Here is a 19,284-nt window from a genome sequence, read left to right on the forward strand (position 1 = left end):
AACTGCTCTGCAACAGGCATAACGTTGCAGTGAAAGGTTAGGCGACCATCTGTTCGGCTTTCTTCAGGTCGACTGAAACCAACTGGCTGACGCCCTGTTCTTGCATGGTCACGCCGAACAGCCGGTCCATCCGCGCCATCGTCACCGCATGGTGGGTGATGATCAGGAACCGCGTGTCGGTCTGGCGGCACATCTCGTCCAGCAGGTCGCAGAACCGCGTCACGTTGGCGTCGTCCAGAGGCGCGTCGACCTCATCCAGCACACAAATCGGCGCGGGGTTGGCGAGGAACACGCCAAAGATCAGCGCGGTTGCAGTCAGGGTCTGTTCACCGCCCGAGAGCAGGCTGAGCGTCGAGAGTTTCTTGCCCGGCGGTTGACACATGATCTCGAGACCCGCGTCCAGCGGATCGTCGCTTTCAACCATGACCAGATTGGCCTCTCCACCGCCGAACAGATGCTTGAACAGCATGGCGAAGTTCGAATTCACCTGCTCAAACGCCGTCAGCAACCGCTCGCGCCCTTCGCGGTTGAGGCTGGCGATACCGCTGCGCAGGGCCTTGATCGCCTCTTCCAGATCGGCCTTTTCACCATTCAGCGTGTCGAATTCTTCCTGAACCTCTTTGCTGTCCTCTTCGGCCCGCAGGTTCACCGCACCCATCGCGTCGCGCTGACGCTTGTGGCGGTTGACCTCGGCCTCAAGCGCGTCGGCGGCGGGCATCTGGTCGGGGTTCACGTCCAGCTGGTTCAGCAACTGGTTCGGGGTCAGCTGCTGATCCTCGGCAATACGCTCCGCCGCAGCGGTCACGCTTTCCTTGGCGCCGTCACAGCGTGCCTCGGCGGCGGCCCGGCTTTCGCGCGCTTCCGAGGCCAGACGTTCCGCATCACGTTCGGCCATCACCCATTCGCGCTGCTGAGCTTCGGCTTGGGCCAGCTTGTCCGCAGCCTCGGCACGACGCGCTTCGGCAGCTTCGATCAATTCGTTGAGTTCTTCGCGCGCTTCGGCGATTTCGCCGGGGGCAGCCAACGCCTCGGACAACTCTTCCTCAGAACTTTCCTTGCGTTCGACCAGCTCCGAGATTCGCTTTTCCGCCGTCTCCAACCGGTGTTTCCAACCGCTGAGATCTTTCTTGACCTCTTGACTGCGACGGGTCCGTGCCTCGCCCTCGCGGCGCAATTCGTCATGGGTCGAGCGGTGGGTCAGCATGGTGATCCGCGCGGCCTCGACCGTTTGTTTGATGTCTTCGACCTGCGCACGGGCGCTGTCCAGATCGCCCAAGCCAGCGAGCGCGCCCTCGGCCTCGCGCAGTTGGGCGCGGGCGGACATGGCGTCTTCCTTGTGGCGATCCACGGCCAGCGTCAGGGTTTCCAGCTTGCCCTGCGCCAGATTGCGATCCGCCTCGGCCCGGCTGAGTTGCCGCGCGGTTTCAGCCATGCGTTGATCGGCAGCCCGGCGGGCCTCGCGCGCGCGGCGGTCGGCCTCGGTCACGTCGGCCAGTTGCTGCGACAGCGCCTCATGCGCCGCCCGCGCGCCATCGGCCTGCGCCTCGGTCCGGGCCAGTTCCTGTTTCAGCGCTTCCAGCTTGTTCAGCTGTTCCAACCGCAGCGCCGCTGCACTGGGCGCGTCCTCGGCCCAAGCACGGAACCCGTCCCAACGCCACAGATCGCCCGAGCGCGACACCAGCCGCTGACCTGGTTTCAACGCTGCCTGCAACCGCGCGCCCTGATCTGCATCAACCAACCCGATCTGCGCGATCCGGCGACTGAGGCGATCCGGCCCCGATACATGCAGCGCCAAAGGTTCGGCAACCTCAGGCAAGGGTTGATCCGCGTCATAGCCCGCAACCTGCACCCAGCCCGACGGCCCGTCACCGTCGACTAAAGGCGCGCGCAGATCATCGGCCAGCGCGGCACCTAGCGCCTTTTCATAGCCTGGAGCGACGCGCAGCAGGTCCAGCACCTGTCCGCCCTCTGCGGTGTCGCGTTCAACAAGCTTGGACAGCGCGGAGGTCTCGGCCCTTATGGCCCCCAACTCTCCCTCGGCCTCAGACCGTTGCGCGCGGGCTTCAGCTTCGCGCGCTTGCGTTTCGCTGCGCAACTCATCGGCGGCGGCCAGTGCCTCTTCGGCGGCCTCGGCGGCCTCGCGCGCTTCTTCCTCGCCTTCTTGCGCGGCTTCGAATGCTTCGGCGGCGCGTGTCAGCGCTTCGTGCGCTTCATTCACAGCACCGCGCGCTTTTTCCTCTTCGCCCTCGGACCGGGCCAGCGTTTTGCGGCTGTCTTCGACCAGACGCTGCGCCGATTGGTGACGGGCGACCAAACGAGCCATATCCTCGGTCTGTTGTGACAGGTGATCTTCTCGATCCTGCAAGACCGACGCCGCCTCGCGCGCGATTTCGGCCGCCTCGGCCACCTTGTCATCATGACCTTCCGCGGCCTTTGTCAGCTCGCGGGCTTCCCATTCCAGCCGTTCGATCATCTGGCCCGCATCGCGGTTCAGGCCGGTTTCACGCTCGATATCATTGCTCAACTGCTGAATACGGTTGGTGAGCGTTTCGATGGTCTGACGGGCGCGGGTTTCCTGATCAGAAAGCTGGTCACGTTGCACCTGCTGGCGCTGCAACACGGCGGCGGCGATGGCCTCTTCCTCACGCAGCGGCGGCAGGGTTTCTTCGATCTCGGCGCGCTTTGCGGCGGCGACACGGGCCTCTGCCTCAGCACGCGAGGCTTCTGTGATCCGATCGCGCAGCTTCTCCTCGGCCTGTTGGCGGGCCATATCGGCCTCTTTCCAACGACGGTAAAGCAGCATTCCCTCGGCCTGCCGCAATTGTTCACCGATCTCGCGATAGCGCGCGGCCTGACGGGCCTGACGCGCAAGTTGCGCCAGCTGCGTGCCCAACTGTTCCAACACGTCATCAACGCGGGTCAGGTTGGATTCGGTGCCCTTGAGTTTCAGCTCGGCCTCATGCCGCCGCTGATAGAGGCCCGATATTCCAGCCGCCTCTTCCAGAATACGCCGCCGGGCACGGGGTTTGGCGTTGATCAGCTCGGCAATACGGTTCTGCCCCACCAGCGCTGGCGAATGCGCCCCGGTTGAGGCATCCGCGAACAGCATCTGCACATCGCGCGCGCGTACGTCCTTGCCGTTGGTCTTGTAGGCGCTGCCGACGTCGCGGGTGATGCGGCGGATGATTTCCAACTGGTCGGTGTCGTTGAACCCCGAAGGCGCTAACCGTTCCGAATTGTCCATAGTCAGGACCACTTCGGCAAAGTTGCGCGCGGGACGCGTAGCCGCCCCCGCGAATATCACATCTTCCATCGCCCCGCCGCGCATGGATTTGGGACGGTTTTCGCCCATCACCCAGCGCAACGCTTCAAGCAGGTTGGACTTGCCGCAACCATTTGGCCCCACCACACCGGTCAGCCCATCCGCGATGATCAAATCGGTCGGATCGACAAAGCTTTTGAAGCCGGTGAGTTTGAGTTTGCTAAAGCGCAAAGGCAATGAGTCCCGTGATTCCTATATGCTTGAAGTCTGCGCAAGGGATTGGGGACCTGTCAACGCAGTTGCGCAGGATATGGGAATTCGACCTGAGTTATCCACAACATCTTGCTCAAATACGCAAGATTACGCGCAAGTCAGTAGGGCGTGCATTCAAACACCTGATAGCCGTAATCGCCGCCGATATCGTCGAAGACGCCCGTATCTACGCATTCATAGTTCGGGCGCGAAATTGCAGTCAGCAAAAGGCGCTCGGCCATTTCTCGATCACAGCCCAGTACACCAACGGTGACTGCGGCATCCCCCAGCACATCCAGAATCGGACACCCCGACACCTGTGCCATTGCCAACGCTGCGCGGTCGCGGATTGGACCAAGCCGCGGCGCGTATTGCATGTTGATCCGCACCGCCTCGGCCAGTTCACCACGCACGCGCACGTCAAAGACACTGCCATTCACCGCCACGCGCGTGGCTGGCACATCGCGAAAATGGGGCGTGCCGGCCGAACATGCGGCCAGCACCAGGAGAGACAGATATCGGATCATACGCCCAGTGTTGCGGGCAAACCGTTAATGAAACCTTACCCGATCTGGGTTTTCAGGACCTGCCCCAATCGTGCGATCCCTTCGCGGATCGTCGCCTCATCAGAGTTCGAGAAGCTAAGTCGCACGGTATTCGCCCCACTACCATCGGGGAAAAACGCCCGACCGGGTACAAAGGCCAGCTTGACTGTCTCCAGCGACCGCGCCAACAGCGCGGCGCCGTCGACCCCTTCGGGCAAGGTCAGCCAGATGAACATCCCGCCTTCGGGCCGGGTCCATTCTACCCCGTCGGGCATATGGTCCTCCAACGCCTGCAACATCGCGTTTCGGCGCGCGCCATAGGTTCGGCGCAACATCGGGATGTGGCTATCGAAACAGGTGCGCGCCACCTGCTCGGTCGCCATCTGGTTGAGTGTTGGCGAATGCAGATCAGCCGCCTGCTTGATCAGAACAAGCTGCTGGATCACTGGCTGCGCGGCCACGATCCAACCCACACGCAAGCCCGGCGAAAGGGTTTTCGAGAAGCTGCCGCAATAGATCGTCCGGCACGCCTCGATCGAGCCCTTACGCTTTTGCTCCAGTGCCAGAATGGGCGGGATCGCATCGCCCTCGTAACGCAACGCCTGATAGGCCCCATCCTCGATCACCGCGATATCCAGCGCATCAGCCAGATCCAGCAGGCCCTCTCGTGCGCGCAAATCAACGGTCTCACCTGTCGGGTTGGCGAAGTCCGGTGACAAATAGGCAAATTTCACCCGCCCTTCGCCCGCTGCCGCGGCGTACTCCGCCGCTCCTTGGTTGCCGTTCAGGTGCAGCCTGTCGAAGCGCGGCTCATAGGCGTCAAACGCGTTGATCGCCCCCAGATAGGTTGGCCAACCGACCAAGGCGGTATCCCCGGGCGATAGGTAGAGCTTGCCAAGATAGTCCAACGCCTGTTGTGACCCCGAGGTGATCAGGATGTTATCAGCCCCACAAGCAATGCCGTTGCCCCGCGTATGATCGACTAGCCATTCACGCAGAGGACCATAGCCCTCACTGACCGAATATTGCAGCGCGCGGTCACTGTGATCTGCGGTCATTGCGGTCTGGAACGCCTGCGCAAATTCTTCTTTCGGGAACAAGGCCGGGTCGGGAATACCGCCAGCGAAGGAAATGATTCCGGGCTGATCAAGAAGTTTCAACAACTCGCGGATCTCGGACGCTTTCATTCGCGATGCGCGCGCAGCGAACAGCGCTTGTGTCGACATGTGCCCCCTCCCTGTTCGGACATGGGCAGCGTATCGAGGAATTTTTTAAAGTCAATAATTCTGACCTATTCTCACCTCAAGGCCGCGACATTCTTGTACCCGCCTGCATTCCATGGTCATATGAATTGACCAATTTCAGCGACGACATCCCTATGCCCTTCCAAAAAGTTCAGACCGAGAAGCTCTCAATCGCAGTGGTACGGCAGATCGAGTTGCTGATCCTGCGCGGCATTCTACGCCCCGGCGAACGCTTGCCCGCTGAACGTGAACTCGCCGAGCGGTTGGGCGTGTCGCGCCCATCCTTGCGCGAGGCGATTTCGGAGCTTCAGGAGCAAGGTCTTTTGGCCGCCAAGGCCGGATCCGGGATCTATGTGGCCGAGGTGTTGGGCTCTGCCTTTTCACCCGCCCTGATCCGCCTTTTTGGCAGTCATCCAGAAGCAGTTTTCGATTATCTCTCATTCCGTCGGGACATGGAGGGCTTGGCGGCTGAGCGCGCAGCGAGAATGGGATCAGAAAGCGACCTGAAAGTGGTCCAAACGATCTTTGAAAAGATGGAGGCCGCCCATGCCCGCAACGCTCCGAAAGATGAGGCCAATCTGGACGCGCAATTCCACATGGCCATTATCGAGGCGAGCCATAACGTCGTAATGCTGCATATGATGCGGTCGATGTTCGACCTGTTGCGCCAAGGCGTCTTTTACAACCGTCAAATGATGTTCAATCAACGCACAACCCGAGAAGCCATCTTGGATCAGCACCGTGCAATCAATACCGCGCTACAGGCGCGCGACCCGGAAGGCGCCCGCGAGGCTGTTCAGAAACACCTGAACTTCGTTCAACAATGCACACAAGATCACCAAAAGGCTTTACGGAACGAAGAAATCGCGCGGCAGCGACTGGATCATGAAACGCGTTGATCTGACATGATGGACCGCCTGAATGTCAGCGGGGTTCAAAGCTTCCGAATAGCTCGTTCACACCGGTGTCTCCAAAGGCTCAAGTGCTTCAACGGTTTAGGATCGTAGTCGATCAGTCCGGGAAAGGTGCTGTCAGCTTCCGACCGGCTCCGCAGTATGGTGGGCGCGGCCACAATGGATTTCGTAACTGCGTCCGCGCTGTCTGCCTTCTGCTTTTCAGCGGCTATCACAGCTAGCATTTCTGCATGATAGGCGTCCATGGCCTCTGAGCGCTGGCCTTTGCGGAACCGAAACGCACCGATCTTGTCGTGAACTGCTATTAGTTCGGCGCAGCGCGAAAACCGCAGCCAAAGCTCACCATCGACAGCCAAGGACAGGCGCTCGTCAAGCTGTCCACCGGCTTTATCCCATAAGCTGCGCCGCCAGAACGTCGATTCCTGCTGCACCCATTGATAGTCGCCCGCAAGAAGCCGCTGGTACGAAATCGGCCTTGGGCGTCGAGAGGCCAGAACATGCCCCGTTTCATCTATCGTCGTGAGCTTGCCCGTCACCCAATCCAACTTTGGTTTTAGCGCAAAAAGAGACCCAACAAGCCCCAGCCCCCCTGACATCAGGACATCATCGGAATTTATCCACCCCATCACCTCGCCAGTGGCGCGTGAAAACCCTTTGTTGACAGCGTTGGCCTGCCCTGTATCCGGCTCGGATATGATATGTGCGAATGCCCCGCGATATCTTTCGACAATATCAAGCGACCCGTCTGTGCTGCCTCCATCCGACAAGATCAGCTCAAGATTAGGATAAGATTGGCTGACAATTGACGTAATGGTCTGCTCGAGAAAATCGGCGCAGTTCAGGTTTGGAATAACCAGACTTATCTTGGGCATTTTCGCCATGCATAATCCTTTTACCCAAGGCCGAGCTGCGTTGACGCAGCAACAGAGTTTCTGTCCGGTTGCATCAACACTGACAAGTTGATCATTGCAACAGCTTCTTTGGAATGCGCTTTCCGCTGCCGGGGCCCATATGCTCGGTTTGTGCCAAAGCCGTAAGACCGGGGTCAATGAAAAGACGCTTTCCCGCGTTGCGCAGCGAAAGATGCAGGGTTGTGTGCTCGCAGGTGACGTGGCCGGTCTCATCCCGTGGCCGGTACGTGGCACCATGCAAAGCTTCGGTCTTGTACAGGCCCAACCCACCAAAAGCACTGTCCACCTCAATCATTGGCGTATCAGGCGGCATCGAGTATTGGCGACTATAAATGATTTTGCGCTGCATCCGTCGCCACCAGACACTGCGAAACATCCTGGGCCGCTTTAGCGCCGCAAGCTCTCGCCACGGGTCTTGTTCGCACCAGCCTGCGCATCGCAGCGCGTATAGGTCATAGTAGGCGGGCAATGAGTTGGCAAACACAGCGTCCCACTGTGGCACCTGACGCACCGCCGCGTTCAACACCTGAATCGGATCCATCTGCGTGTTGGGTCCGTCCATATCAAGAACCAGGGTCAGTGGATGGATCGGACTGCTGGTTAGAAGGTGTTCAAGAACTGTATTTCTGGCTGCAGCAATACGCTCCACACGTTCTTCGAAGAGGCCGGCCATACTATCAAGAAAGAGTATATCAACACCCGCGCTCATAGCCGCGTAGTCTTGCAGGATATCATCGGTGTTGTCTGAATTATCGTTGGTCGCGATAATCACGCGACTGCTGTCTAGCTGCGCCCGTAGTTGTTCGATACGCAAGAGCGTTTCGGTCAGAGATTCTCCACCATTTCGAACGACGCCGAGAATGTTCATAAGAAGTCCAGCAATTCAGGCAAGAGGTCTTCTAAAACACTTTGACCCGAAAGCGAGCTTTCGGGTCAAAGTTCAAACTTTGTCCAGATTTCAGTGCAGCTTTTCGCCTACATCCGCAATGGCCGCGTCGATCAACTTGTTGGCCTGGGTAGCCGTCATCTGCTTGGCCAGAACCGCGTTTGCTGCAGAAACAGCAACAGTGATGGCTTGATCGCGCACTTCTTTCACGGCCGAAGCCTCAGCCGATGCGATCTGGTCCTGTGCTGCCGCCAAACGACGAGCAATGGACTTCTCCAGATCGACCTTGGCTTGTTCAGCCGCCAGCGCAGCATCATCCTTAGCCGCCGCCACGATGGCATCCGCCTGAGACTGAACTTCGCGTTGCTTGCGCTCATACGAGGCCAGCAGGCTGCGCGCTTCTTCATGCAGGGCGCGAGCTTCGTCCAGTTCCGACTGAATGCCCTCGGCCCGCTTGTCCAGTGCGCCGCCGATCATGCCGGGCACTTTGAAGTAAAACAGAACCGCGATGAAGACGATAAAGCCCAGCAGGACCACAAAGTCTGTGTTGCCAAGCGAGAAGAACGGGCCGCTTGCGGCCAGCGCGGGGCTGGCAGCGCCGAGTGTCAGGATAAGGGCAAGAGTATTCCGCATGTCACTTATCCTTTCATCTGCGCGTCAACGGCACCGTCGATGGCTTTGGCATCCGCCTCGCCGCCCAGTGCTGTGACCAGTTCAGTTGCCGTATCCTTGGCAACCACTTGAATACTTTCCAGCGCACCGGCACGGATGTCGGCAATTGCCTTTTCCGATTCAGCCGCTTTTGCAGCGATTTCAGCATCTGCCTTTGCAATCGCGTCATCCAGACCAGACTGGATTTCGGCACGCGCCTCGGCAGCGATACGCTGCGCTTCGGCACGGGCATCGGCCAGCGCCTTGTTATAGGCCTCTTCAGCCTCGACCGCCTTGGCCTTCAGATCTTCGGCCGCAGCCAGGTCATTTGTAATGGTCCCCTGACGCTCGGCCAGGATTGCCGCGATGCGGGGCAGAGCCACGCGGGACAGGACCAGAAAGATGACGACCAGCGTGATGACCAGCCAGAAAATCTGGTTGGGGAACCAATCAAAGCAGAGCTGCGGCATCCCGATGGCCGACCCGTACGAGTCAACACAGGTGCCTGCTACTTCTTTGGCTAGGGGTTCAGTCGCCATGATGTCCTCCGTCGGAACGTTGTCTTTACAACAGGTGGGCCGCTATGGCTTGGACCCACCTGCGCGTAAGGATCAGGTTCCGCAGATTAGACGGCGAACATCAGCAGCAGCGAGACCAGGAATGCGAAGATCCCCAGGGCTTCTGCGAATGCGATACCGATGAACAGGGTTGCGGTCTGCGAAGCAGCCGCCGAAGGGTTGCGCAGGGCGCCGGCCAGGAAGTTGCCTGCAACGTTGCCCACCCCGATTGCGGCTGCGCCGGAACCGATTGCTGCCAGGCCTGCGCCGATGTGTGCGAGATCGCCTTCCATGATGTATCTCCTTACGAATTGGAAGTTTCGATGTTGGGTTATCGTTCCTGTGCTGGGTGCAAGACCCAATCAGTGATGCGGATGCAGAGCGTCCTTGAGGTAAACACAGGTCAGAATGGTGAATACGTAGGCCTGGATAAAGGCCACCAGGACCTCAAGACCGTACATTGCGGTGATCGCCAGAACCGACACGGGCGAGATCACGGCAATCGCGGCAAAGCCTGCGAACACCTTGATCACCGCGTGGCCTGCCATGACGTTACCGGCCAGACGAATGGAGTGGCTGACCGGACGCACAAAGTACGAGATCAGCTCGATGATCGCCAGGATCGGGCGCAGCGCCATCGGGGCGCTTGAGACCCAGAACAGGCTCAGGAAGCCCGCGCCGTTCTTGACAAAGCCCAGGATGGTGACGGTCAGGAAGACAGCCAGCGCCAGCGGGATGGTCACCGCGAAATGCGATGTGGTTGTGAACGAGGTCGGGATCAGGCCCAGGAAGTTCGCGGTCACGATGAACATGAACAGGGTCATGACATAGGGGAAGAACTTGACGCCTTCCTTGCCGCAGATGTCTTCCAGCATCTTGTAGATGAAGCCATAGGCCAGTTCGGCCACCGACTGCATCCGGGTCGGAACAATCGCACGCTTCGAGGTCGGCACGATCAGCAGCAGAACAATCGCAACGATCGCAAAAAACAGCCACAGCGTCACGTTGGTGATGGTGAACATGCCCACCGCACCGTCACCAAACAACGGCTTAACGATGAACTGGTCCATCGGGTGGAAAACCAGGCTGCTGCCTTCTGCTGCGGTGGTCTCGGTTGCCACGTTCAGTCCCTCTCGTCCTTCTCGGCAGCAGCCGCCGCCGTTTGTTTCTCTTGGACCTCTTTCGCGCTGCGGAGCATGACCTTCACGCCCGCGACAAGGCCCAGCAATGTGAACAGCACCAGAAAGATCGGGATCGTCCCGAACAGGCTGTCCAGCCCGTATCCGATGCCAAATCCGATCCCCAGACCGGATACCATTTCGATGACCATCCTCCAGGCAAGCTCGCCGCCGGATATGTCACTGTCTGCGCGTTTGGGGGGCTGCTTGGCCTTTTTCGCCGCGTCGATCTTGGCCTCCAGCTGCGCCATACGCTGCTTTTGGTCATCATCAGTCACGGGCGTTTCCCTCGCACAGTCTTGGGTAGGGTGCTAAGGCGATGCGGGCACAGAGTCAACGGTGTATAGGTCGCACTCAAAACTCACTTAACTATTAGATTTTTATTGCAAAAATATTTCCACCGTCAGACCCAGAACGGGAGTGGGTTAAAGGTCCGGCACGGATACGCCTGAATCCGCATATTTAACCAAATGGTTGACCAAACCCTGACGCTGTGGTTCAGCGAAGACATGTCCAACGATCTCGACACAGTATTCGCAGCCCTCGCCGACCCGACCCGCCGCGCCATCCTTGCGATGTTGCTGGAGGACGATATGGCCGTGACCGACGTGGCCGAACCGTTCGAGATGTCGCTTGCGGCGATCTCGAAACACCTGGGGATCCTGACCAAGGCGGGATTGATCAGCCAGGAAAAACGGGGGCGGGTGAAATGGTGCAAACTGGAACCGGATGCCTTGCGGGCGGCTTCGGTATGGATGCAAGGCTTTGGGCAGTTCGAACCCGTCAATTTGGACGCGTTCGAACGGTTTCTGGAAGTTGAACTTCCCTCGGGCGAGGATTGAACTGCCTAACGGACAACAAAGACTGAAATTGAGGCGTGCGTTGCCAGATAGCCGGCATGGCTGGAAAAGATGTAGTCCATGATCCGTGGCGCATGCGTACCCACCACGATTAGGTCCGCACCAATCTCATCCGCTGCGCGCGTCAGGTCGCCATCCAATTCAGCACCGACATCGACCGAGTGGATATTGCGAAAGTCAACTTCGGCTCCGCTCTTTTCAGCGAGTTGATCGGCAAAGTTGCGCAGATCTTCGTTGACCATCGCGTCAGGCTGCACGGGGTCACCGGGTTGAGTGCCGGTGACGCTGACAACAGTAATCTTGGCGCTTTGCCACTTGGCGACCGCTGCCGCGACCTCGGCAGCTTTCTGAACCGTGGGCGGCAGGTGCAGATCAACAGGGAACATGATGTGGTCATACATGGTGAATTCCTCCTCTGCTCAAAGCATAGGGAAATTCGAATGTAACAACTTTGATCTGCCTCAAAGGGCACCGGCAGGTCTAGGCGCCCGGCTCAACACCTGTCACCACACCCGTCACATCTGCAAGGCACAGCCAAGGCGCAGATACCCCCTGAACATCTACCAAGGTGATCGAACCTGTCGCCTCAAACTGAGTGGGACGCGCGGAAATACCGCTTGCCCGCACGCCGGATTCCGCCGCGACCAGTGCCTCACAACTGGCTTGCAGGTCGGCTTCGCTGATGACGCCGCTGGGGGGCTGCGGCGGCGTGCATGCAGTCAGTATCGCCATCGCAGCGAACGGGAAAAACGCTTTCATCAAAGTGCCTCTGATCTGACCTGTATCCGCTCTACAGTCTCATATCTTGTTCAAAGCACAACAGTCATTTGGTAACGAGCGCGGCCTCCTGCGTTTCTTCGGATTTCAGCAACAGAACCAGCGCGACAACGGTCAGCACGGCCCCTACCCCGACCAGCAAGGCGGGGGCTTTCTGGCCCAGAGCGATCTCCCACAAGATGACCCAACTTGGCACGAGATAGGTGTAGGCCATCACCTTGGCCGAGGGCAGACGCAGCGCCGAATATTGCACCAGCACGAAACTGGCCGCCGTGGCAAAGACAGACAGATACAGAATGACCAACCAGATGAACAAAGACAGGCTTGCCCAATCCGTCGCCGCTATGTCCTTCCAGCCGTATAGCGACAGCAAGAGGCAACCCGCGACCATAGTGCCGAAGGAAAAGACCACAGCAGGCTCACCCCGGTTCAGCTTTCGCACCATCGGCGTATAGATTGCGTGAGCGACACAACCCCAAAAGTAGATGATCTCGCCCCGGTCGACCTGAAACGCCATAAAGGCCTGCCAGTCGGCTCGAAAAATCACCCACAACGCTCCTGTTGCTCCGATAACCAGAGCCAGTGCCATACGTGGGGTCGTCACCTGCTGTAACAAGACCCAGCCCGCCAAGGCCGAAAGAACCGGGGTCAGCGTAAAGACCGCCGCAGCACTAACCGGTGGTGCAGTTTTCAGACCGACGAACATCAATACGAAATAGGTGCCGAACAACCCGCCCAAAACAAGGTACCGCCACGGGGCCCGCGCAGCAGATCGGGGCACCCCGGTCGTGGCCAACGCAGCGGCACCAATCACCAGCGCTGCAATTGCGAACCGCGCCGCTGTAACCGCGACAGGCGAGATTTGGTTTGCGATCATTGCCCCCAAGGAAAAACTGCCCGCAACCAGTGCCGAGAATGTCAGCATGGCCAGATGGCCCCGTGCCTGTGGGCTCATGTTTGCCAATCCTTGGACTGCTCTTTCAGGTAGGACAGAAATGCCTGAACCTTGGTGGTGCGATGCAAATCCACATGCGTTACCAGCCACAGATTGCCGAACCACTCGGGCAACGGTTCAATCACCTCGACAAGGTTTGGATCACGCGCAGCCTCCCACCTGGCCATAAAGCCGATCCCGGCACCGGACAGAACTGCCTCGCGTATGCAGAAATTATTCGTGCAGCGAAATGTGATCCGTTCGACGGGCACGGTTTCACGCAACCATTTTGAAAAAGGCGCCCGGCTGTTTTCATCATCCGTGCTGACGAAATAGTGGTTAGGGAAATCCTCAATCCCGGCGGGCCTTCCATGTTGCTCAAGATAGGAGGTGCTCGCGTACAGTCCGACCTCCTGCCGCATGAAGGGCTGCACCACGTTGTCCGGTTGATCCGGGGCCGAGCCCGCGCGGATAGCCACATGCGCCTCGCCATATTCCAGTCGGAACAAGCGATCCCCGGTCAGGTAGCGGACAATCAGATCGGGATGCAGTCTCTGGAATGCGCTCAGCACCGGGACGATCAACGGCGCCAGCGACGACAGTGACGTAACCACCAACTCGCCCGAAACGTCGTCACCACGCCCCTTCATCCGCCCCACCAACTGATTGAACTGATCTTCGGTCGCCTGCGCAACCCGCAAAAGATCCTCACCCGCTTCGGTCGGCGTGTAGCCCCGCGCGTGACGCTGAAACAACTTAACCCCCAACCGCGCTTCGATCGCATCAATATGACGGATCACCGTCGCATGATGCACGCCCAGCACGTCCGCCGCACCGCTAACCGTACCCATTCGCGCCACCTGATAGGCGGTTTTCACTTCGTCCCAGTTTTCCATTGCATCTTGCCTATTGTGCAAATTTCAACACTCAAATTGGGTGTAGCAAAATTTTGCACGGTGGCGAAGGGGCATGGTTTAGTGTATTCTGATCGCTGGGCGTTTTTCTGGTCGAGATATTGACTATGTCGAATCCCGGATGGGCCTTGCCCAAACCGCAAACCCGAACACTAGAGGTGGAAGCGGCGTTCTTCTTGACCAATGCATAAGGCCTGAAAGCTTAGTAAAAAAACTGCACTTGCAGAAGATCAGTGTAGATATCGTCTTTTTTGAAAGACCGAGTCAGCAACTGAATGTAAACCGCCCAGTCTTCACTAGCGTCAACCACGACCCACGGTTCTTCTGGTGGTGTTGGCGCGAACGTAAAAGGCCCCGGCGCTGTACGAGGCTAAACGTTAGATATTCGAACTGGAGTATTGGTAGTGGGTGCAGGATTTGGCCTTCATCAAACAGCTTTGCGTCAAGAAAGGCGAAGTCTTTGGCGCTGAGACAACCCAAGTGTCGAAAGTCTCCTAATGACCGATCGGCGACTGCTCTTCGCTATAGAGTAATCCAGGGGTTCTTTGGCTCAACTGCCAATTCTTTCGATCTGATTTGGCTCACTAAGTATTGGGCCAGCCAATAAGGGCGTCACACCGCTGACTTTGGATCAACGAATTACATGAACCGAACACCTTGCGTGATGCACGACTCTGTTCGCAGTGGAACCCAAGAATATGTCCTCAAAACCAGGCTTGTGCGATGCCAAGACGATGCAATCTGCATCGCACTCGTTTGCAAAGTCGACAATGGCCCTGCCCGCGTGCCCAGAGATGAGCCGAGCCTTCGCGCCTGGAATTTCAGAGGCAGTCTGATGCAGGTTTTCCAGGATTTCATGCCGTGTATTCTCTAGCACCTCGCTGGGAATCTGAGATCCCACATAAGCGGGAATTGGCTCTTGAACGTGTACCACGGTAAAAACGGCGTCTGCATCGGCCAATTGGCGCGCGGCTGCAAAGGACGCTTGTGTGTCGTGTTCTTGGTCCAGAGCAACCGGGATCAGGATGTTCTTGTACATTTGACCTCCTATCTACTGCTCCAATGATTTCAGTTTGGTTTTTCGGCAGCACGAACCCTAAACAGGTTCGGACTTTGAAGATTTCCCGGCGCTCTTTGTAGCGGCTGCAACGTCATCAACTGTTTTCTCAACAGCTGCAACTTCGGTTTCAGTGACATAAGATGCACAGCGGGACACGGTTTCGAACCATTCCTGCGCGTCGGCAACCAATCGCTCAGCCGAATGGCGCTGCCATTCCGTCATACTCTGAAGGGCTTTCGTTGGATCGGACGGGTTCGCGGAAGACACTTTGCGTGCAGCTTGTAGAGCCGTCCGAACCGCCTCATGACGCCGTTCGAACCAATGCTGCGCAAAGGCCTCTGTTTCTTCGAGCAATTTTTCTTGCGCGTCCCAAAATTGTTCGATCTGGGCACCGAAGGCCGGATTGCCAGACATGGGCGGCTGCATTTGCTTGAAAACATCCACAAGTGAGGTCGGGCTATTTGTGCTAGATTTCTTTGTCGGCATCGAAAGTTCCTCCTCATTTCCTGAATGAGCTATTGTGCCATCTGCGGCGCGCTTTCGCCTTAATACAGATCAATTACCCCCATTTCTTAGGATCTTCGGCTTAGGCTGCGACGGGACGTTGAAATTCTCTCCGACATCGGTTCCTAGATGGCAGGGTTGGAGTTAGAGTAGTCTAGACGAGAACTTAACGCTTGGTTTTCTATGCACATTGCCGGCTTTCTGATTGCCCTTGGCGTGCTCTTCCTTGCCGGATTGGCGGCCGACCAACTTGGCCGGGCCACGCATCTTCCTCGTGTTACAACCTTACTTTTCCTCGGTCTGGTTGCCGGGAACGCCGGAATGGGTTTGATCCCACTCGACGTTGCAATGTGGTTCGACGAGATTTCTATTGTGGCCTTGACGATGGTCGCGTTTCTTCTTGGAGGTTCTTTGACCCGCGAGAACCTGGTCCGGCATGGCCGAGCCATCCTGACGATTTCTATTTCAATCGTGGTTGCAACCCTTGTTATTGTGTCTGCTGGACTGACCGCAATCGGCGTACCCTTCGGGCTGGCATTGGTGTTGGCGGCAATTGCTACGGCTACAGCTCCGGCCGCCATGACAGACGTGATCAAACAATCTGGGGTATCCAACAGCTTTACCGAGACATTAAAGGGCGTCGTCGCAATTGATGACGCTTGGGGTCTGATCGTTTTCAGCATCGCCTTGGTTCTGGCCGGTCATTCGGATGGTTGGGCCACCGTCGCGACCACCGCGATGTGGGATTTCGGAGGGGCGATACTGTTGGGTTTCGCACTAGGTGTGCCATCCGCCTATCTGACCGGCCGCTTGAAACCGGGAGAGCCAATGCAGGCAGAAGCAGTGGGCATAGTCTTTCTGACAGCGGGCCTCGCGCTTTGGCTGGAGGTTTCATTCTTGGTAGCAGGCATGGTTGCGGGCGCAGTGATCGGGAATCTTGCCCGCCATCACGACCGTGCTTTTCATGAGATCGAGCACATTCAGTGGCCATTCATGATCCTGTTCTTCCTGCTGGCTGGCGCCACGTTGGATATTGAAGCCTTCGGTTTGATGGGTTGGGCTGGTGCACTTTTCCTGATCTTGCGCGCCGTGGCCCGCCTTGTCGGAGGGTATTGCGGAGCGAGACTTGGCGGCCTGCCTCGCCGTCAGGCCGGTTGTTTTGGTCCCGCTTTGTTACCACAGGCCGGTGTCGCGGTCGGAATGGCCCTTGTCGCCGGAGAGCAATTTCCGAATTGGGCCGCGTCGATCATGGCCTATACCCTGGCCAGTACAGTTGCCTTCGAGGTGTTGGGGCCGCCTTTGACACTTATGTCAATCAGACGAACGGCTGACACGGATGAGCCGATTGGTCCGTGACTATTCAGACTGGATCGATTCAAGAAAGGCGAGCAAATTCGCCAACGGCAAGCCTACCATCATTGGTTGCCCACTAGGCAAAGCCACCGCAATTTGTTGGTCTGTCTCAAACACCGCGCCAAAGATTGGCATTTCGCCCCCATGGGCGAGCAATTGTGAACGACCATCAATCTGTTCAGCTATGCGATCCATCGGAAACACACCGCCGTTCTCACCAGCCAATTTGGTAAGGTCAGGTGTTCGAATAGCCAGCATTTCGGCCATTGGCCCGTCTCCGGTTGCTTCGAAACCGTGACATTGCCAGCAATACGTCCGGTACAATTCACTTCCTTCGCTGACGCTGACCTCCTGCGCTTGTGCAGGCCCCGTGGCGAACAGTGCCAGTAAAATCCCTCGATACGACCGCATATTCTCCTCCAAATCGCTGCCACAAATGATGATCCTATTAGACAGCACAGTTACGGAACGTCTTTGACCTTGCTCATGTTGCACGCGCCGAGTCTAATCCAGGCCAGCCGCCATCTACGCCACTTCTTCGTTGACCTCACCACCATCGCGCCCTGACGGCACTCCTTCCAGTGCGTTCAGGTGCCAGCGAATTCTCCAGAGGTGATAAGACACACGATGCAACCATCTGAGAGCATCCAGCCGAGCCCACACCACATCGTCCGGTAAACTGTCAGTTGCAGCGTCGGAGATAAGCAGGTCTCTGCGAAGTTTCCTCTGTCGTCGCAGAAAACGGCGAACTCGGTTCAGCGTGTTTTCGCAATGCACTGGATTGTCGATCTCCAAATAGCTACCAGTTGCTGCAATCAACACCGAAGCAAGCCGCTTCAAACGCCGGTCTTTTGGTAACTCGCTTATCCGATCATCTTGGCTACACCGGTAAAGCAGCCGGTCAAGATGGTCGAGGACATGGTACATACCCTTGATGCTGGATATCTCTGCGTCGGACCTGCTGGGCAATTCTATCTTGTCTAGGTACGAGCGCGCTTCTGATACAGCAGTCTGAATGCTGTCCCGTCCATAATCGGGTCCGCTTGGCTGAGATGCCCCGATACATGACCGAAGGTGCGCCACTTCGGCCCTTACAATTTGTTCGACTGCAACTTTTGCTGCACCCACAGCTATTTCTGGCATCCCGAGGACGAGAGGATCCAAAGATCTCGTCAACTCAGCCCCTTTGTCGGGTACGAGGGCCTCGACAAATCTGGCGAAGGGTTTCGCGAACGGCAGGATCAGCGCCACGCCTATGGCGTTGAAGAAGCTATGGAAAGCGACAAGCGCAGTCAGAGAGCTTCCAGCCCCCGACCCGCTTACAAAGACTGCAGTAAACGGCCCCAGCAGGAAAAATGCCAGTGCCCCTGTCATCACGTTGTAGATCACATGAGCAAAACCGGTGCGGCGCGCCATCGTCCCACCGCCAAAGGTTGCCAAAACAGCGGTGAAAGTTGTCCCCACGTCCATTCCAATGACCAGAGCCGCCGCTTGGGGGAAGTTCACAGCACCGGCGCTCAACGCAGCTAACGCCGTTGCAACGCCAGCACTCGAAGACTGCGTCACCATCGTGATGAGGACGCCGATCAGTACAAGCTTCAACCTGCCCAGCAGTGTGTCTGGTGGAAAATCGGCAGGAGTAACTACGCCCTGAAATGCGTCCAACCCGGATTTGAGTTGTTCGATCCCAATGAAAATCAGACTGAACCCGGCCAATGCCAACCCAAGGCCGGAAACCGCTTTTCTTCCTGAAAGCGCCAGCAAAGCCCCAAAAAAAACAACTGGCAACATCACTTGCCCCAGGTCCAGCTTGAACCCCAAGAGCGCGACGAGCCAACCTGTCATGGTCGTTCCGATATTGGCCCCAAAGATGATCCCAAGCGCTTGGGGAAACGTGAGCAGACCAGACGCGACAAATCCAACGGCCGCAACGGTGGTCGCACTGGAAGATTGGATTGCAGCTGTCGTGACTGCACCTGTTGCAGCCCCGGTAAACGGTGTCGACGTGAACCGGCCCAGAATATCTCGCAATTTCGCCCCTGCCAAAGTCTTCAAACCGTCGGTCATCAACAGCATGCCGACAAGGAACAGGCCGATGCCGCCTAAGGCCGGTAACAGGTTCCAGAACATCACGAATTGCTTTCCACCCTAAATCTCAAACCGCCTAACGTGTTTGCTTTGCCTTTAAGTCCGACGGCAAACGACAGGTGGTTTGCACTCAGCCTCGCAGACCCGCCCCCCCGAGTTGGTTGACATAGATCAAAGCACCAAAATGAATCACATAGTGAAATACGAATGTTTTAACGTGTCTACGTTCACCGACCTGTCCCCAAGCAAACACAAAGGTGAACGGAATTTTGTCGGAGCAGAAGCTCCACCCAAGGGGGCTCGGCAGGAGTGGTGGCGAGCCCCCAGTTAATCGATCGGTGCCCAACGCGCCCAGACATTGAAACACAAGGCCTTCGATGCAGCATTGACCATC

Annotated in this window: 21 protein-coding genes; 3 read left to right on the plus strand and 18 right to left on the minus strand. The window is 57.6% G+C overall.

Going from position 1 to position 19,284, the window contains the following annotated elements; translation table 11 throughout:
* Nucleotides 1–37 precede the first annotated feature (37 nt).
* From GOV80_RS20335 to GOV80_RS20345, 3 genes are all read right to left on the minus strand, one after another.
* Nucleotides 38–3,493 (minus strand): chromosome segregation SMC family protein, encoded by a 3,456-nt coding sequence (locus GOV80_RS20335; protein ID WP_170787317.1) that lies wholly within the window; start codon nt 3,491–3,493, stop codon nt 38–40.
* A 140-nt stretch (nt 3,494–3,633) separates the two neighbouring features.
* Nucleotides 3,634–4,041, minus strand: a complete 408-nt coding sequence (locus tag GOV80_RS20340; protein ID WP_170775274.1) for a hypothetical protein — start codon at nt 4,039–4,041, stop codon at nt 3,634–3,636.
* Between the two features lie 35 nt (nt 4,042–4,076).
* Nucleotides 4,077–5,285: an aminotransferase-like domain-containing protein gene (locus tag GOV80_RS20345; protein WP_170787319.1), complete on the minus strand. Its 1,209-nt coding sequence runs from the start codon at nt 5,283–5,285 to the stop codon at nt 4,077–4,079.
* A 152-nt stretch (nt 5,286–5,437) separates the two neighbouring features.
* On the opposite strand from GOV80_RS20345, the gene GOV80_RS20350 reads away from it, so the two are divergent.
* The gene (locus tag GOV80_RS20350) at nt 5,438–6,202 is read left to right on the plus strand and encodes an FCD domain-containing protein (RefSeq protein ID WP_170787321.1); all 765 of its coding nucleotides are present in this window, start codon (nt 5,438–5,440) and stop codon (nt 6,200–6,202) included.
* Between the two features lie 35 nt (nt 6,203–6,237).
* On the opposite strand, the gene GOV80_RS20355 is transcribed toward GOV80_RS20350, so the two are convergent.
* The 7 genes from GOV80_RS20355 to GOV80_RS20385 all read right to left on the minus strand — a co-directional run bounded on the left by GOV80_RS20355 (nt 6,238) and on the right by GOV80_RS20385 (nt 10,678).
* Entirely contained in the window at nt 6,238–7,089 is an 852-nt protein-coding gene (locus GOV80_RS20355; RefSeq protein ID WP_170775267.1) for a glycosyltransferase family 2 protein, read from the minus strand.
* A 91-nt stretch (nt 7,090–7,180) separates the two neighbouring features.
* Nucleotides 7,181–7,996 carry a glycosyltransferase family 2 protein gene (locus GOV80_RS20360; protein ID WP_170787323.1) on the minus strand — a complete coding sequence of 272 codons (816 nt, stop codon included), beginning with the start codon at nt 7,994–7,996 and terminating at the stop codon, nt 7,181–7,183.
* A gap of 90 nt (nt 7,997–8,086) precedes the next feature.
* Nucleotides 8,087–8,647, minus strand: a complete 561-nt coding sequence (locus tag GOV80_RS20365; RefSeq protein WP_170787325.1) for a F0F1 ATP synthase subunit B — start codon at nt 8,645–8,647, stop codon at nt 8,087–8,089.
* Between the two features lie 5 nt (nt 8,648–8,652).
* A complete protein-coding gene (locus GOV80_RS20370; RefSeq protein ID WP_170787327.1) occupies nt 8,653–9,204 on the minus strand; it encodes a F0F1 ATP synthase subunit B' in 552 nt (183 codons plus the stop codon).
* Nucleotides 9,205–9,290: 86 nt separating this feature from the next.
* Complete coding sequence (locus GOV80_RS20375) at nt 9,291–9,515, minus strand: F0F1 ATP synthase subunit C (RefSeq protein WP_005981269.1); 225 nt, start codon at nt 9,513–9,515, stop codon at nt 9,291–9,293.
* 69 nt (nt 9,516–9,584) lie between these two features.
* Nucleotides 9,585–10,343, minus strand: a complete 759-nt coding sequence (locus GOV80_RS20380) for a F0F1 ATP synthase subunit A (protein ID WP_170356118.1) — start codon at nt 10,341–10,343, stop codon at nt 9,585–9,587.
* Between the two features lie 2 nt (nt 10,344–10,345).
* A complete protein-coding gene (locus tag GOV80_RS20385) occupies nt 10,346–10,678 on the minus strand; it encodes an AtpZ/AtpI family protein (RefSeq protein ID WP_170787330.1) in 333 nt (110 codons plus the stop codon).
* A gap of 231 nt (nt 10,679–10,909) precedes the next feature.
* On the opposite strand from GOV80_RS20385, the gene GOV80_RS20390 reads away from it, so the two are divergent.
* The gene (locus GOV80_RS20390) at nt 10,910–11,242 is read left to right on the plus strand and encodes an ArsR/SmtB family transcription factor (RefSeq protein WP_170787361.1); all 333 of its coding nucleotides are present in this window, start codon (nt 10,910–10,912) and stop codon (nt 11,240–11,242) included.
* 5 nt (nt 11,243–11,247) lie between these two features.
* On the opposite strand, the gene GOV80_RS20395 is transcribed toward GOV80_RS20390, so the two are convergent.
* The 6 genes from GOV80_RS20395 to GOV80_RS20420 all read right to left on the minus strand — a co-directional run bounded on the left by GOV80_RS20395 (nt 11,248) and on the right by GOV80_RS20420 (nt 15,431).
* Nucleotides 11,248–11,661 (minus strand): universal stress protein, encoded by a 414-nt coding sequence (locus tag GOV80_RS20395; RefSeq protein WP_170787332.1) that lies wholly within the window; start codon nt 11,659–11,661, stop codon nt 11,248–11,250.
* Between the two features lie 79 nt (nt 11,662–11,740).
* A complete protein-coding gene (locus GOV80_RS20400; RefSeq protein ID WP_170787334.1) occupies nt 11,741–12,019 on the minus strand; it encodes a hypothetical protein in 279 nt (92 codons plus the stop codon).
* A 64-nt stretch (nt 12,020–12,083) separates the two neighbouring features.
* Nucleotides 12,084–12,992 (minus strand): DMT family transporter, encoded by a 909-nt coding sequence (locus tag GOV80_RS20405; RefSeq protein WP_170787336.1) that lies wholly within the window; start codon nt 12,990–12,992, stop codon nt 12,084–12,086.
* Nucleotides 12,989–13,867 (minus strand): LysR family transcriptional regulator, encoded by an 879-nt coding sequence (locus GOV80_RS20410; RefSeq protein ID WP_170787338.1) that lies wholly within the window; start codon nt 13,865–13,867, stop codon nt 12,989–12,991. Before GOV80_RS20410 ends, GOV80_RS20405 begins: the two co-directional genes overlap by 4 nt.
* A gap of 649 nt (nt 13,868–14,516) precedes the next feature.
* Entirely contained in the window at nt 14,517–14,924 is a 408-nt protein-coding gene (locus GOV80_RS20415) for a universal stress protein (protein ID WP_170787340.1), read from the minus strand.
* Nucleotides 14,925–14,981: 57 nt separating this feature from the next.
* On the minus strand, nt 14,982–15,431 hold the full coding sequence (locus tag GOV80_RS20420) for a phasin family protein (protein ID WP_170775244.1): 450 nt from the start codon (nt 15,429–15,431) through the stop codon (nt 14,982–14,984).
* Between the two features lie 201 nt (nt 15,432–15,632).
* On the opposite strand from GOV80_RS20420, the gene GOV80_RS20425 reads away from it, so the two are divergent.
* Nucleotides 15,633–16,805: a cation:proton antiporter gene (locus GOV80_RS20425; RefSeq protein WP_170787341.1), complete on the plus strand. Its 1,173-nt coding sequence runs from the start codon at nt 15,633–15,635 to the stop codon at nt 16,803–16,805.
* Here the strand turns inward: GOV80_RS20425 and GOV80_RS20430 are convergent, their stop codons facing one another.
* The gene (locus GOV80_RS20430) at nt 16,806–17,213 is read right to left on the minus strand and encodes a c-type cytochrome (protein ID WP_170787362.1); all 408 of its coding nucleotides are present in this window, start codon (nt 17,211–17,213) and stop codon (nt 16,806–16,808) included. It lies immediately after the preceding gene.
* A gap of 114 nt (nt 17,214–17,327) precedes the next feature.
* Nucleotides 17,328–18,932, minus strand: a complete 1,605-nt coding sequence (locus tag GOV80_RS20435; RefSeq protein WP_170787343.1) for a Na/Pi cotransporter family protein — start codon at nt 18,930–18,932, stop codon at nt 17,328–17,330.
* Nucleotides 18,933–19,284 lie beyond the last annotated feature (352 nt).

It is taken from the genome of Ruegeria lacuscaerulensis (genome assembly GCF_013034685.1).
In the GTDB taxonomy this organism is placed as follows: domain Bacteria; phylum Pseudomonadota; class Alphaproteobacteria; order Rhodobacterales; family Rhodobacteraceae; genus Ruegeria; species Ruegeria lacuscaerulensis_B.